Origin of the sequence: Neobacillus sp. PS3-12 (assembly GCF_030915385.1) — a bacterium.
Classification (GTDB): Bacteria; Bacillota; Bacilli; order Bacillales; family Cytobacillaceae; genus JAEVLT01.
Genome location: NZ_CP133268.1, coordinates 2,640,001 through 2,653,921 on the forward strand (window position 1 = coordinate 2,640,001; position 13,921 = coordinate 2,653,921).

Annotated in this window: 12 protein-coding genes, 2 rRNA genes and 1 pseudogene (1 of these 15 cut by a window edge); 14 read left to right on the plus strand and 1 reads right to left on the minus strand. The window is 40.7% G+C overall.

Features of this window, described 5'->3' with window-relative positions; all coding sequences use genetic code 11:
- From RCG17_RS13345 to rsmI, 12 genes and pseudogenes are all read left to right on the plus strand, one after another.
- Nucleotides 1-2,152: ribosomal RNA gene (locus RCG17_RS13345) — 23S ribosomal RNA — on the plus strand; it begins 785 nt to the left of the window's first position.
- 73 nt (nt 2,153-2,225) lie between these two features.
- Nucleotides 2,226-2,342 (plus strand): 5S ribosomal RNA (rrf, locus tag RCG17_RS13350).
- A 344-nt stretch (nt 2,343-2,686) separates the two neighbouring features.
- Nucleotides 2,687-2,905, plus strand: a complete 219-nt coding sequence (locus RCG17_RS13355; protein ID WP_374120930.1) for a sigma factor G inhibitor Gin — start codon at nt 2,687-2,689, stop codon at nt 2,903-2,905.
- A 65-nt stretch (nt 2,906-2,970) separates the two neighbouring features.
- On the plus strand, nt 2,971-4,401 hold the full coding sequence (locus tag RCG17_RS13360) for an aminotransferase class I/II-fold pyridoxal phosphate-dependent enzyme (RefSeq protein ID WP_308175590.1): 1,431 nt from the start codon (nt 2,971-2,973) through the stop codon (nt 4,399-4,401).
- On the plus strand, nt 4,401-5,027 hold the full coding sequence (gene tmk, locus RCG17_RS13365; RefSeq protein WP_308175591.1) for a dTMP kinase: 627 nt from the start codon (nt 4,401-4,403) through the stop codon (nt 5,025-5,027). Before RCG17_RS13360 ends, tmk begins: the two co-directional genes overlap by 1 nt.
- A gap of 65 nt (nt 5,028-5,092) precedes the next feature.
- The gene (locus tag RCG17_RS13370; protein ID WP_308175592.1) at nt 5,093-5,422 is read left to right on the plus strand and encodes a cyclic di-AMP receptor DarA; all 330 of its coding nucleotides are present in this window, start codon (nt 5,093-5,095) and stop codon (nt 5,420-5,422) included.
- A gap of 35 nt (nt 5,423-5,457) precedes the next feature.
- Nucleotides 5,458-6,464, plus strand: a pseudogene (gene holB, locus RCG17_RS13375) (DNA polymerase III subunit delta').
- Nucleotides 6,457-7,284, plus strand: coding sequence for a PSP1 domain-containing protein (locus tag RCG17_RS13380; RefSeq protein WP_308175593.1), 828 nt, complete (start codon nt 6,457-6,459; stop codon nt 7,282-7,284). The pseudogene holB and the gene RCG17_RS13380 overlap by 8 nt, the downstream one beginning before the upstream one ends.
- A 13-nt stretch (nt 7,285-7,297) precedes the next feature.
- Nucleotides 7,298-7,678 (plus strand): DNA replication initiation control protein YabA, encoded by a 381-nt coding sequence (gene yabA, locus RCG17_RS13385; protein WP_308175594.1) that lies wholly within the window; start codon nt 7,298-7,300, stop codon nt 7,676-7,678.
- Nucleotides 7,679-7,727: 49 nt separating this feature from the next.
- Nucleotides 7,728-8,468, plus strand: a complete 741-nt coding sequence (locus RCG17_RS13390; RefSeq protein ID WP_308175595.1) for a tRNA1(Val) (adenine(37)-N6)-methyltransferase — start codon at nt 7,728-7,730, stop codon at nt 8,466-8,468.
- On the plus strand, nt 8,458-8,745 hold the full coding sequence (locus tag RCG17_RS13395; RefSeq protein ID WP_308175596.1) for a GIY-YIG nuclease family protein: 288 nt from the start codon (nt 8,458-8,460) through the stop codon (nt 8,743-8,745). The genes RCG17_RS13390 and RCG17_RS13395 overlap by 11 nt, the downstream gene beginning before the upstream one ends.
- The gene (rsmI, locus tag RCG17_RS13400) at nt 8,723-9,601 is read left to right on the plus strand and encodes a 16S rRNA (cytidine(1402)-2'-O)-methyltransferase (protein ID WP_308175597.1); all 879 of its coding nucleotides are present in this window, start codon (nt 8,723-8,725) and stop codon (nt 9,599-9,601) included. The genes RCG17_RS13395 and rsmI overlap by 23 nt, the downstream gene beginning before the upstream one ends.
- Before the next feature lie 53 nt (nt 9,602-9,654).
- Here rsmI and RCG17_RS13405 read toward each other — a convergent pair whose 3' ends face one another.
- Nucleotides 9,655-9,939: a transition state genes transcriptional regulator AbrB gene (locus tag RCG17_RS13405; protein ID WP_308175598.1), complete on the minus strand. Its 285-nt coding sequence runs from the start codon at nt 9,937-9,939 to the stop codon at nt 9,655-9,657.
- A gap of 741 nt (nt 9,940-10,680) precedes the next feature.
- Between RCG17_RS13405 and metG the strand changes: the two genes are divergently transcribed.
- Together metG and RCG17_RS13415 are read left to right on the plus strand one after the other, a co-directional pair.
- Nucleotides 10,681-12,636, plus strand: a complete 1,956-nt coding sequence (gene metG / locus RCG17_RS13410) for a methionine--tRNA ligase (RefSeq protein ID WP_308175599.1) — start codon at nt 10,681-10,683, stop codon at nt 12,634-12,636.
- 255 nt (nt 12,637-12,891) lie between these two features.
- The gene (locus tag RCG17_RS13415; RefSeq protein WP_308175600.1) at nt 12,892-13,659 is read left to right on the plus strand and encodes a TatD family hydrolase; all 768 of its coding nucleotides are present in this window, start codon (nt 12,892-12,894) and stop codon (nt 13,657-13,659) included.
- Nucleotides 13,660-13,921: the final 262 nt, after the last annotated feature.

Below are 13,921 nucleotides of genomic sequence, written 5' to 3' on the forward strand. Positions count from 1 at the left end.
CGCACGTTGAAAAGTGCGCGGATGAGGTGTGGGTAGCGGAGAAATTCCAATCGAACTTGGAGATAGCTGGTTCTCTCCGAAATAGCTTTAGGGCTAGCCTCACGTTGTAAGAGTCTTGGAGGTAGAGCACTGTTTGGACTAGGGGCCCTCATCGGGTTACCGAATTCAGACAAACTCCGAATGCCAAAGACTTATCCGTGGGAGTCAGACTGCGAGTGATAAGATCCGTAGTCAAAAGGGAAACAGCCCAGACCACCAGCTAAGGTCCCAAAGTATACGTTAAGTGGAAAAGGATGTGGAGTTGCTTAGACAACCAGGATGTTGGCTCAGAAGCAGCCACCATTTAAAGAGTGCGTAATAGCTCACTGGTCGAGTGACTCTGCGCCGAAAATGTACCGGGGCTAAACGTATCACCGAAGCTGTGGGTGGACACCATTAGGTGTCCGCGGTAGGAGAGCGTTCTAAGGGCGTTGAAGCTAGACCGTAAGGACTAGTGGAGCGCTTAGAAGTGAGAATGCCGGTATGAGTAGCGAAAGATGAGTGAGAATCTCATCCACCGAATGCCTAAGGTTTCCTGAGGAAGGCTCGTCCGCTCAGGGTTAGTCGGGACCTAAGCCGAGGCCGAAAGGCGTAGGCGATGGATAACAGGTTGATATTCCTGTACCACCTCTTTATCGTTTGAGCAACGGGGGGACGCAGGAGGATAGGGTAAGCGCACTGCTGGATATGTGCGTGTAAGCAGTTAGGCTGGTGAATAGGAAAATCCGTTCACCGTGAAGGCTGAGCTGTGATGCCGAGGGAAATATAGTACCGAAGTTCCTGATTCCACACTGCCAAGAAAAGCCTCTAGCGAGATAAAAGGTGCCCGTACCGCAAACCGACACAGGTAGGCGAGGAGAGAATCCTAAGGTGAGCGAGAGAACTCTCGTTAAGGAACTCGGCAAAATGACCCCGTAACTTCGGGAGAAGGGGTGCTCTTTGGGGTTAATCGCCCTGAAGAGCCGCAGTGAATAGGTCCAGGCGACTGTTTAGCAAAAACACAGGTCTCTGCGAAGCCGCAAGGCGAAGTATAGGGGCTGACGCCTGCCCGGTGCTGGAAGGTTAAGAGGAGGGGTTAGCGCAAGCGAAGCTCTGAATCGAAGCCCCAGTAAACGGCGGCCGTAACTATAACGGTCCTAAGGTAGCGAAATTCCTTGTCGGGTAAGTTCCGACCCGCACGAAAGGCGTAACGATCTGGACACTGTCTCAACGAGAGACTCGGTGAAATTATAGTACCTGTGAAGATGCAGGTTACCCGCGACAGGACGGAAAGACCCCATGGAGCTTTACTGTAGCCTGATATTGAATTTTGGTACAGCTTGTACAGGATAGGTAGGAGCCTTTGAAGCCGGAGCGCCAGCTTCGGTGGAGGCATTGGTGGGATACTACCCTGGCTGTATTGAAATTCTAACCCGCACCCCTCATCGGGGTGGGAGACAGTGTCAGGTGGGCAGTTTGACTGGGGCGGTCGCCTCCTAAAGAGTAACGGAGGCGCCCAAAGGTTCCCTCAGAATGGTTGGAAATCATTCGCAGAGTGTAAAGGCACAAGGGAGCTTGACTGCGAGACCTACAAGTCGAGCAGGGACGAAAGTCGGGCTTAGTGATCCGGTGGTTCCGTATGGAAGGGCCATCGCTCAACGGATAAAAGCTACCCTGGGGATAACAGGCTTATCTCCCCCAAGAGTCCACATCGACGGGGAGGTTTGGCACCTCGATGTCGGCTCATCGCATCCTGGGGCTGTAGTCGGTCCCAAGGGTTGGGCTGTTCGCCCATTAAAGCGGTACGCGAGCTGGGTTCAGAACGTCGTGAGACAGTTCGGTCCCTATCCGTCGTGGGCGCAGGAAATTTGAGAGGAGCTGTCCTTAGTACGAGAGGACCGGGATGGACGCACCGCTGGTGTACCAGTTGTCTTGCCAAAGGCATCGCTGGGTAGCTATGTGCGGACGGGATAAGTGCTGAAAGCATCTAAGCATGAAGCCCCCCTCGAGATGAGATTTCCCATAGCGTCAAGCTAGTAAGATCCCTGAAAGATGATCAGGTTGATAGGTCAGAGGTGGAAGCGCGGTGACGTGTGGAGCTGACTGATACTAATCGAATCGAGGACTTAACCAATATTAATGATTATTCGTTCTTTACACTTCTTCTGATTATCTAGTTTTGAGGGAATAAACCTCAATTCAATAAGTCTGGTAATAATGGCGAGAAGGTCACACCCGTTCCCATACCGAACACGGAAGTTAAGCTTCTCAGCGCCGATGGTAGTTGGGACGAAAGTCCCTGTGAGAGTAGGACGTTGCCAGGCTAGGAAAGACAACCTGATGTAGGTTGTCTTTTTTTATAATTAAGATAGAGTTTCGCATAACGGTCAATAGTTGTTTGATACGATTTTATATCCGTAAATATTGCATTTATATCCGAACATTTCTTGATATATCCGCAACTATTAGACGTATATCCGCACTGCACCTTAAATCCCGCTATAATGAGTGATATCTTTTCATATAGGACTTATTTGAAGAAAGTATTGAAAAAATACTGTATAGACATACACCCAATTGCAAGATGCAACATAAAATAAATGGAGGATTTAAGTCTGAAATATTCTAAAAATTGTATACAAATAATTAACCTGGGAAGAATGGGTGTATGGAGGTGGGGGAATTGAGTTCGCCATTAGCACAACACCAATACGGGGAAACTTGCGTGGTCTGTGAACAAATGAAAACAAAAGGAATACATCTATACACTTCATTTATCTGTATAGATTGTGAAAAGGATATAATTCATACGGATAGCAGCAATCCAAAATATAAATATTATTTAAAGCAGCTTAGAAAAATAAACACGCCTGAAATTTTTTCATAATCTAGTCCTTTAAGGGCTTATTTTTTTTGATAAAATAAAAAAGACTCTAAAAAGGAAGTATATATATGAATCAAAATAAAAGGCCCCTATATGAAGCGCTTTGTGCACATGCAAATACCAATCCAATCTCGTTTCATGTGCCTGGCCATAAATATGGGACGGTTTCTTCGGAAAAATACTTTGAGCAGATATTCAAAATTGATGCCACAGAACTCTCTGGATTGGACGACCTTCATGCTCCAGAAGGTCCCATTTTAGAAGCAGCATCGTTATTAGCAGATTTATATAAGGTGAAAAACAGCTTTTTTCTTATTAATGGATCAACAGCAGGGAACTTAGCTATGGTTATGGCTGCCTGTGAAGAGGATGATCTCGTCTTAGTCCAACGAAATTGTCATAAGTCGATCTTAAATGCTTTAAAATTAGGGAAGGTCACTCCCATCTTTTTAGAACCTGAGTTTGACCCAGACTGGAAAATTGCCACTGGGGTCAGTATCCAGACGGTAAAAGAGGCTGTAACAGCTTATCCTAATGCAAAAGCACTCATTTTAACCTATCCAAATTATTATGGACTCACTTATAACCTTAAAGAAATGGTCGAGTTTGCCCATCAATTCCAGATTCCTGTTCTGGTTGATGAAGCACATGGTGCCCATTTTATTTTAGAAGATCCATTTCCCCCTTCAGCGGTTCAGCTGAGAGCAGATATAGTCGTGCAATCTGCCCATAAAACTCTGCCAGCTATGACAATGGGGTCATATTTGCATTATAATAGTAAATTAGTTGATGTTCACAGGGTTATGGAATATCTACATATTTTTCAGTCCAGCAGTCCTTCTTATCCAATCATGGCATCATTAGATCTGGCTAGAAGTTATTTAGCTTCCTACCGCCCCAGTGACGTCCAACTTTTAATAAATGAAATAAGTGTGTTTAAAGATAGACTAAATGAAATTTCAGGAATAAGGGTACTTCGATACCCTGAGGATGGAGACCCGCTAAAGGTAACGATCCAGTCAACTTGCTGGCATAGTGGATTTGCCCTTCAAAAGAAACTTGAAACATTTGGAATTTTCACGGAGCTTGCTGATCCTTATAATGTATTATTTGTCCTCCCGTTACAAAAGACGGACAAAGTGTACCCCTATGAGGAAGCCTTGGCAAAAGTAAAAATGGCATTAAAGGATATCTCCGTCATTCCAATAAAAGAGATTAATATTCACCCGTACAATCGAATCTCGACCTTAGCTGTTGGATATAAAGAGATGAAAAATTTAGAGATAATTGACATACCTATTTCAGAATCTGTTAATCGGGTGGCAGCAGAAACAGTAATCCCATATCCACCAGGTATACCACTCTTGTTACAAGGTGAAAAAATTACACAAGATAAAGTTGAAAATTTGAAAAGGTTAATACAAGATCAAGCTAAGTTTCAAGGCGGGTCTATGCTTAAACAACATAAGTTAAAGGTTTTTTCGGAGGTATATAGTTAATGACTAGAGGAATTTTTATTACATTAGAAGGGCCAGATGGTGCAGGGAAAACTACAATTGCACGCATGTTGGCAGAGAAGTTTGAAAATACCCTGTTAACAAGGGAACCAGGCGGTATTGAGATTGCTGAACAAATTCGCAGGGTTATTTTAGCAAAGGAAAATATAACAATGGATCCTCGTACTGAAGCGCTTTTGTATGCAGCAGCGAGAAGACAGCATTTAGTTGAAAAAGTGCAACCTGCCCTGAAGCAAGGGAAAATGGTTTTATGTGACCGCTTTGTTGACAGTTCTCTAGCGTATCAGGGGTATGCGAGAGGTTTGGGCGTTGATGAGGTATTTACTATTAATCAATTTGCCATTGGGGATATGATGCCTGAGCTTACCATATATTTTGATCTTGATCCCGAATTAGGTCTTAGTAGAATCAGTAAAAATCAAGGCAGGGAAGTAAACCGTCTAGATTTAGAATCACTGGATTTCCACCAAAAAGTACATGAAGGTTATCAACTGTTACTAGAACGTTTCCCAGAAAGAATCATCAAAATTGATGCCTCCGGCAGCCCTGAAAATGTGTTGCAGGATGCGGCAAGTGCCATTGAAAAACACTTAAACAAAGAAGCCTAAGGGCTTTTTTTGTTATAATATAGATAAGTTTTCAATGGAGCCACCATAATAGGAGTTGAGAGACAATGAAATTAATTGTAGCTGTTGTTCAGGACCAGGATAGTAACCGTTTATCAAAAGCTCTGATGGATCATAATTTTAGAACGACTAAGCTTGCGACAACAGGAGGATTTCTGCGATCTGGGAACACAACCTTTTTGATTGGAACAGAGGATATTCGAGTTGAAAAGGCTCTTGGAATTATAAAAGAGAACTGCAGGGCAAGGGACCAACTGGTTTCCCCAATGTCCCCAATGGGAGGAAACGTTGATTCTTACGTTCCTAAACCGGTTGAGGTGGAAGTCGGGGGCGCAACAGTGTTCGTTCTTCCAGTAGATCAGTTTCTTCATTTTTAAGTGGGAGTAATTTTAATGGTTAGAGAGTGATGAGATTGATAAAAAACTGGAGCCAACTTGAAGAACTTCAGCCCCTTGTCTTAACAATGATGAGGAATAGTATTTTGAAAGATAGAGTTGCCCATGCATACTTATTTGAAGGGATGCGTGGTACAGGAAAACGAGAAATCGGGATGCTTTTAGCAAAATCATTCATTTGTGAGGCCCCAATAGACGGGTATCGGCCCTGTGACCAATGTGTTAATTGCAAACGGATTAATAATGGAAACCATCCCGATGTCCATATCATTGAACCAGATGGCTTATCGATAAAGAAGCAACAGATTAAAGAATTACAAGAGGAGTTTTCTAAAAAAGCTGTTGAGTCTTCAAAAAAGATTTATATTATTATTCATGCAGATAAAATGTCTGTTAGTGCTTCGAATAGTTTATTAAAGTTCCTTGAAGAACCGAGTGCTCAAACCGTTGCCTTCCTTTTGACCGAACAAATTCAGAAAATATTACCTACCATTCTTTCTAGGTGCCAAGTTTTGTCATTTAAGCAGTTACTACCACAAACATTAGCCAAGCAATTGATTCAAAACGGAGTTAATCCGGAAAATGCTTTGTTACTGGCCCATTTGACAAATAATCCCGAAGAAGCAATTGCATTAAATGTCGATGATTGGTTTGCACAAGCCCAAAAAATAGTGTTAAAATTATATGAAGTGTTGAAAAAAAATAGCCTTGAGGCAATGGTTCAGCTGCAAGGTGAATGGCATCAACACTTTAAAGATAAAGAACAGATTGATCGTGGTTTAGATCTTTTACTTCTTATTTTCAAGGATTTATTATATATACAATTAGAGAAATACGACCAGGTTGTTTTTAAAAAGAAATGGATCGGTTTAAACAATCTGCGTTAAGAGTATCGAGTCGGCGTTTAGCAGAACAAATGGAAGCGATACTTGGGGCAAAAAGAAGATTGCAAGCCAATATGAATGTTCAGCTGTTAATGGAACAGCTTGTGTTAAAATTGCAGGAGGGATCTACATTTGTATGATGTTATAGGAGTACGCTTTAAAAAAGCGGGAAAAATCTATTATTTTGATCCCAGTGAGCTCGCAATTCAAAAAGATGACTTTGTCATTGTGGAAACGGTACGCGGTGTTGAATATGGCAAGGCAGTTATTGCCAAGAAACAGGTAGAGGAACACGATATCGTCCTTCCATTGAAAAAGGTTGTCCGAATTGCTGATCAAAAGGATCGCATGATTGTTGATGAAAATAAACAGGCTGCTGAGGAAGCCTATCAGGTATGTAATGAAAAGGTAAATGAGCATCAGCTTGATATGAAGCTTGTTGATGTCGAATACACTTTTGATCGAAATAAAGTAATCTTTTATTTTACGGCGGATGGCAGAGTGGATTTTCGTGAACTTGTAAAAGATTTAGCGGCGATTTTCCGAACAAGGATTGAACTCCGTCAAATTGGTGTCAGGGATGAAGCTAAGATGTTAGGCGGGATTGGCCCATGTGGAAGAATGCTGTGCTGCTCAACATTTTTAGGTGATTTTGACCCAGTGTCCATCAAAATGGCCAAGGACCAAAACTTATCTTTAAATCCGACGAAGATCTCAGGGTTATGCGGAAGGCTTATGTGTTGTTTGAAGTATGAAAATGATGAATATGAAACAGCGAAGGAGCAGCTTCCTGATTTAGGAGAAATGATTGCCACTCCTCATGGTCCTGGTAAGGTTGTGGGACTCAATATATTAGAGCGGGTACTTCAGGTGGAGTTAAAGGAACAAGATCGTGTTCTCGAATATACACTGGATGAAATCATAAAAGAGGGCGCTTTTTCTATTCAATCCACAGAGTAATGAGGTGGAAGACGTGGATAAAAAGGAAATATTTGATTCAGTAAGTAATATGGAAACGCAAATTGGTCACCTTTATCAACAGCTTGGTGAATTTAAAACGCACTTAGCCGAAATACTAGAAGAGAATCAATCTTTAAAACTTGAAAATGAGAATTTAAGACGTCTTCTTGATTCGACAGGGAAATTCAAGGAAAAGAAAAGTTCAGAAAAAGACAATCGGACAAGTCAGACCGAGCAGCCAGGTGCAGTGGATAAACCTTTTGATATTGGGGAGGGTTATGATAATCTTGCCCGTCTATACCATGAAGGATTTCATATTTGCAGCTTGCACTTTGGAAGCCTTCGCAAAGAAGGAGATTGTCTCTTCTGTCTTTCTTTTCTCAACAAAAAATAATCAGCCTTCCTACATGGAAGGCTATTTTTACATTTTTAGGAGAATATTCATGGTTAATTTGAAAGATGATGAACGTTTGGATTATTTACTAGCAGAGGATTTGAGAATTATTCAAAGCCCATCTGTATTTGCTTTTTCGATTGATGCTGTCTTATTGGCAAGATTCGCATATGTTCCCATCCAAAAGGGGAATTTGATCGACCTCTGTAGCGGGAATGGTGTTATTCCGCTATTTTTAAGTACACGGTCGAAAGGAAACATTATTGGGGTTGAGATCCAAGAACGCTTATTTGATATGGCCGAGCGGAGTGTCGAATACAACAACTTACAAAATAAAATACAAATGATTCATGGTGATATAAAAGACATGCCTAAAATGCTGGGATTTGGCAAGTTTGACGTTGTCACCTGCAATCCTCCCTACTTTCTTACGCCATCTAAAGACGAAATAAATTTAAATGAACATCTTGCGATTGCCAGACATGAAATTTTATGTACTTTGGAGGATGCTATTCGGGTATCGAGCCAATTGGTAAAACAGGGCGGTAAAGTTACATTTGTACATCGGCCAGGAAGATTAATTGAAATCGTGACCCTGATGAAACAATATCGGCTTGAGCCGAAAAGAATTCAATTTGTTTATCCAAAAGAAGGGAAAGAAGCCAATACCTTATTGATTGAAGCCACAAAGGACGCCAGCCCTGATTTAAAAATATTACCTCCCTTGTATGTTTATAATGAGAACAACGAATACACAAAGGAAATTAGCGAGATTTTATATGGAAAGTAATCAACACTTTTTCTACGTGTTAACCTGCAAGGATGGCAGCTTTTATGGCGGCTATACCAATAATTTGGAGCGTCGGGTGAAGATGCATAATGAGGGAAAGGGAGCAAAATATACAAGGGGACGTGGTCCTGTTACGTTAACGTATTATAAAGGTTTTGACAGTAAAAGTGATGCCTTAAAAGCGGAATACCATTTTAAACAGTTATCAAGGAAACAAAAAATCAATTTTTTGAAAGAAGAAATGGGTGGATATCATGTGGCAACAGAAAAGCTTTGAGAATGAGGAACAGAAAGGGATTCTTTATCTAGTCCCAACCCCGATTGGAAATTTAGAGGATATGAGTTTTCGGGCGATCCGCTTGCTAAAGGAAGCTGACTTTATTGCCGCTGAGGATACAAGAAATACAAAAAAGCTGTGCAACTATTTTGAGATAAAAACACCCATTGTCAGTTACCATGAACATAATAAAGAATCCAGTGGCATTAAGTTATTGGAGAAGCTAAAAGAAGGGGTCAAAATTGCGCTCGTTAGTGATGCGGGGATGCCGACAATTTCGGACCAGGGCTATGAGCTCGTTGCAGCAGCACTTACGGAAGGATTAACAGTTGTGCCGTTACCGGGCGCCAATGCTGCTTTAACAGCGTTAATTGCTTCGGGACTTCCTTGTCAGCCATTTTATTTTTATGGATTTTTGAATCGGCAGAAAAAAGAAAAGAAAAAAGAGTTAGAGACATTAAAAAAACAAACAGCCACGATTATTTTTTATGAATCTCCACACCGCCTGAAGGAAACACTGACATTGCTAGAAGCGGTACTTGGCGACCGTAGAATTGTCTTGTGCCGGGAACTAACAAAGAAATATGAAGAATTTATCAGAGGCACGATAACAGAGGCGATTGATTGGGCAAATCAAGAGGAAATTCGCGGTGAATTTTGCTTAATTGTTGAAGGATCAGATGAAGATGCTGCTGAAGAAGAGACAAGCTGGTGGGTAGATTTGATGATAGAAGAGCATGTGAACCATTACATATCAACTCAAGGGATTTCATCAAAAGAAGCAATCAAGCTGACTGCAAAAGACCGTGGACTTCAGAAAAGAGATGTATATCAAGCTTTTCATATTGAAGATTAACAGGATATTAAAAAAGCTTCTCCCAATTAAGGAGAAGCTTTTTTTGTGTAATCTTAGTTAGCTAAATTGAAGGAATCTTTAATTTCCTTAATAAGTTGCTCTGCACCTTCGCGGCTAAGAATCAGCTTGCCGCCTGCTAGTGACATATTATCATCTGAAACTTCACCAGTTACTTGGCAAGTCATATTTGGTTTGTATTTCTTCAAGATAATACGCTCATCATCAACGTAGATTTCTAGCGCATCCTTTTCAGCGATTCCAAGAGTACGTCTTAGTTCAATTGGAATAACCACACGACCTAGTTCGTCAACCTTACGTACAATACCAGTAGATTTCATAATATTAATCTCCTCTCAAATCTCCTCTATTTTTCTCTATCTATTAATTCGTCATTATTCGACAAATTTCTTATTACTTTAATAATACCAGCCATTCCCAAATCCGTCAATTATTTTATCTTATAAATAACATTAAAATTTGATTAAAAAAGCAGAAAACCTAATGTTAATAGGTTTTTTAGGTGTCTAATCAGAAAATATTAATATTGTATAATTGGAAAAAATAATAGACTCGTTTAGATTCAATTTCTCTTCAATTCGACAAATTTCTCTATAATCTGCAATCCTCTATACTATTCATAAGCAGTTCCCTTTTTTTGGGGGTATTTTGAATATTTTTACATAGTTCTATTTAGCTATACAGGTTTGTTGCAGAAAATGCCATCTTTCGGTATATTTTGCAGTATAATATTAATATTCATTCTGCACGTTATGTATTTAGCCTGAGTTTTGTTATGGTAAGTAGTTTCTTATCTTATTGGCTGTGTTAACGGTCATTGATGATTTTTTAACGCTGTTGATTGGAGCGGAAGGCACTTGACTCCTGCGGGAGTACGGGGCTGGGGAGACCCCACAGGCGCTTAAGCGCCGAGGAGGCTCCCCTGGCACGCCCGCGGAAAGCAAGTGCCTGGAGCGGAAATCAACAGCCAAATTTAACACAGCCATCCTTTTTAAAATTAGCTAAATAAGGCAATAATGGTGCAATAGGATCCATTTTTAAATTATTGGAGGGGGATACTGATGGAGGAAAAATTAAAAACCTTTTATTTAACAACGCCAATCTACTATCCAAGTGGAAATTTACATATTGGTCATGCGTATACAACGGTTGCCGGCGATGCAATGGCACGTTATAAACGCCTTCGCGGTTATGATGTTATGTACTTGACTGGTACGGATGAGCATGGGCAAAAAATTCAGCGGAAAGCAGAAGAAAAAGGGGTTACACCTCAAGGCTATGTTGATGATATCGTAAATGGCATTCAAGAACTATGGAAAAAATTGGATATATCTTATGATGATTTTATTCGGACAACCCAAGATCGCCATAAACAAGTAGTCGAGAAGATCTTTGCAAGATTACTGGAACAAGGAGATATTTATCTTGATCAATATGAAGGCTGGTATTGTACTCCTTGTGAATCGTTTTATACAGACCGCCAGCTTGTTGATGGAAACTGTCCTGATTGCGGCAGACCCGTTGAGAAAGTAAAGGAAGAGTCCTACTTTTTTAGAATGAGTAAGTATGTTGACCGCTTGCTTAAATATTACGAGGAAAATCCAGAATTCATTCAGCCTGAATCCAGAAAGAATGAAATGATTAATAACTTTATTAAACCAGGACTAGAGGATTTAGCTGTTTCGCGGACAACGTTTGATTGGGGAATTAAAGTACCTGGGGATCCAAAACATGTCATTTATGTATGGATTGATGCATTGTCGAATTATATTACTGCACTTGGCTATGGGACAGAAAGTGATGCAAAGTATTTAAAATATTGGCCTGCCGATGTCCATATTGTTGGAAAAGAAATTGTTCGTTTCCATACTATTTATTGGCCTATTATGTTAATGGCTTTGGATCTTCCGCTTCCAAAGAAAGTCTTTGCACATGGCTGGCTTTTAATGAAAGATGGAAAAATGTCCAAGTCAAAAGGAAATGTTGTTGATCCGGTTACACTAATTGATCGCTATGGCCTCGATGCATTAAGGTATTATTTATTAAGAGAAGTTCCTTTCGGGGCAGACGGTGTTTTCACACCAGAAGGCTTCGTTGAAAGAATCAACTTTGATTTGGCGAATGACCTTGGAAACTTGCTTAATAGAACAGTTGCAATGGTTAACAGATATTTTGATGGTGTTATCCCTGACTACACTGATTCTACTGAAGTCTTTGATGCTGCGTTACTTCAAGTGAATCGTGAAGTTGTATCTAGTTATGAGGAAGCCATGGAGAAAATGGAATTTTCGGTTGCTCTGTCTTCCATTTGGCAATTAGTAAGCAGAAACAATAAATATATTGATGAAACACAGCCATGGAATTTGGCAAAAACGGAAGAGAATAATGCGAAGCTGGCCAGTGTCATGGTGCATTTAGCTGAGTCATTACGCAGAATTGCTGTTCTTCTCCAACCTTTCTTAACTCGGACACCTAAAGAAATATTTAAACAACTAGGAATTACCGATGAGACACTCCAAACATGGGAAAGCCTTGAACAGTTTGGAATGATCCCGAGTGGAACGAAGGTTGAAAAGGGCCAGCCTATTTTCCCAAGACTTGAAATGGAAGAAGAGGTTGCCTTCATTAAAACAAAAATGCAGGGGACAACTGCTCCCGTGGAAGAAAAGAAGGAAGAAAAACCTGAAGAACTTCCAGAAATCTCAATTGAGGACTTTATGAAAGTGGATTTACGTGTAGCAGAGGTCATTGCTTGTGAGCCAGTGAAAAAGGCTGATAAGTTATTGAAGCTCCAGCTTGATCTTGGTTATGAAAAACGTCAAGTTGTTTCAGGAATTGCGCAGTACTACAAACCAGAGGAAATGGTCGGAAGAAAGGTTATTTGTATTACGAACTTAAAACCAGTGAAGCTTCGCGGCGAACTTTCTCAAGGAATGATATTAGCAGGCTCTAAAGATGGCCAATTATCCATTGCCACTGTAGACCAAACCTTACCAAACGGCTCAAAGGTCAAGTAAGTATACAACTTAGTGTTGTCTAGCTTCGGCACCCAGCGTCTAGTAGACTTCGCCCATCTCCCTACGATAAGTCAACATCGAATCGCTAACGCTCTTCGTGTTTCCTTTATCTCAGTCGATGTGCTCCAGTCTATACGACGCTAAACGAGTGCCTCCGCTTTTCTAATAGAAATGTTCCACGTGTAACAATTTTCGGGGCATTTCTATTTTTTTACGTTGTGTTCGACATGTAGAAAGTTAAAAAGGAGGGTTAGCATGTTATTTGATACCCATGCTCATTTAAATGCAGAAGAGTATAAGGATGATTTAGACGAGGTTATTTCAAGGGCACAGGAGGCAGGAGTAACCAATATGGTTGTCGTGGGTTTTGACCGCCCGACAATTGAGCGAGCTATGGAATTAGTGGATGGCTATGATTTTCTTTATGCTAGTGTAGGCTGGCATCCCGTTGATGCGATTGATATGACCGAAGAAGATTTAATCTGGATTGAAGAGCTCGCCTCACACCCAAAGGTAGTAGCACTTGGCGAAATGGGCCTAGATTATCATTGGGATAAATCACCGAAGGACATTCAAAAAGAAGTTTTCCGAAAACAAATTAGGTTGGCTAAAAAAGTAAAACTGCCGATTATCATTCATAACCGTGAAGCCACTGCAGATATTCTCGAAATTCTGAAGGAAGAAAATGCAGAAGAAGTAGGAGGGATCATGCATTGCTTTAGCGGCAGCCCCGAGGTTGCACGAGAATGTGTAAATATGAATTTCTATATCTCTCTGGGTGGACCCGTAACATTTAAAAATGCCAAAAAACCAAAGGATGTGGCAGCTGAAGTTCCTTTGGATAAACTTTTGATTGAAACGGACTGTCCATATTTGACACCACACCCATTTCGCGGCAAACGCAATGAACCTGGTTATGTAAAATTAGTAGCTGAACAAATTGCCGAAATAAAGGGACTTTCCTACGAGGAAGTAGCAGCAGCAACAACAAAAAATGCCAAAAAATTTTTCGGCATCGTTTGACAGTGAAAATTGTCGATTTTTCTAGAAGCTTGTCCAATTTTAAGTAAAAATAAGTAGTTCTACCAGCCTCCTCTTACTCATAGGATATTTCTGTCGAGAGTTTTTCTTTGCAAATTGTGAGAATTTATGGATAATTAGAAATAAATTTAGGCAAAATGCAAAGTTTGGCCGCTGACAGCACCGTTCTTAAATATCACTCCGAGAAAGGGAGGCGTTTTTCATCGTATTCAAAAACATGAAAAACCTGTTTTCCAAGTCTTTG

Coding starts and splice junctions, on each gene's coding strand:
- RCG17_RS13370 (WP_308175592.1), top strand. CDS start 5,093: ATGAAATTAATTGTAGCTGTTGTTCAGGACCAGGATAGTAACCGTTTA.
- RCG17_RS13355 (WP_374120930.1), top strand. CDS start 2,687: ATGGAGGTGGGGGAATTGAGTTCGCCATTAGCACAACACCAATACGGG.
- RCG17_RS13405 (WP_308175598.1), bottom strand. CDS start 9,939: ATGAAATCTACTGGTATTGTACGTAAGGTTGACGAACTAGGTCGTGTG.
- RCG17_RS13390 (WP_308175595.1), top strand. CDS start 7,728: ATGGTTAATTTGAAAGATGATGAACGTTTGGATTATTTACTAGCAGAG.
- RCG17_RS13415 (WP_308175600.1), top strand. CDS start 12,892: ATGTTATTTGATACCCATGCTCATTTAAATGCAGAAGAGTATAAGGAT.
- RCG17_RS13360 (WP_308175590.1), top strand. CDS start 2,971: ATGAATCAAAATAAAAGGCCCCTATATGAAGCGCTTTGTGCACATGCA.
- metG (WP_308175599.1), top strand. CDS start 10,681: ATGGAGGAAAAATTAAAAACCTTTTATTTAACAACGCCAATCTACTAT.
- rsmI (WP_308175597.1), top strand. CDS start 8,723: ATGTGGCAACAGAAAAGCTTTGAGAATGAGGAACAGAAAGGGATTCTT.
- RCG17_RS13395 (WP_308175596.1), top strand. CDS start 8,458: ATGGAAAGTAATCAACACTTTTTCTACGTGTTAACCTGCAAGGATGGC.
- tmk (WP_308175591.1), top strand. CDS start 4,401: ATGACTAGAGGAATTTTTATTACATTAGAAGGGCCAGATGGTGCAGGG.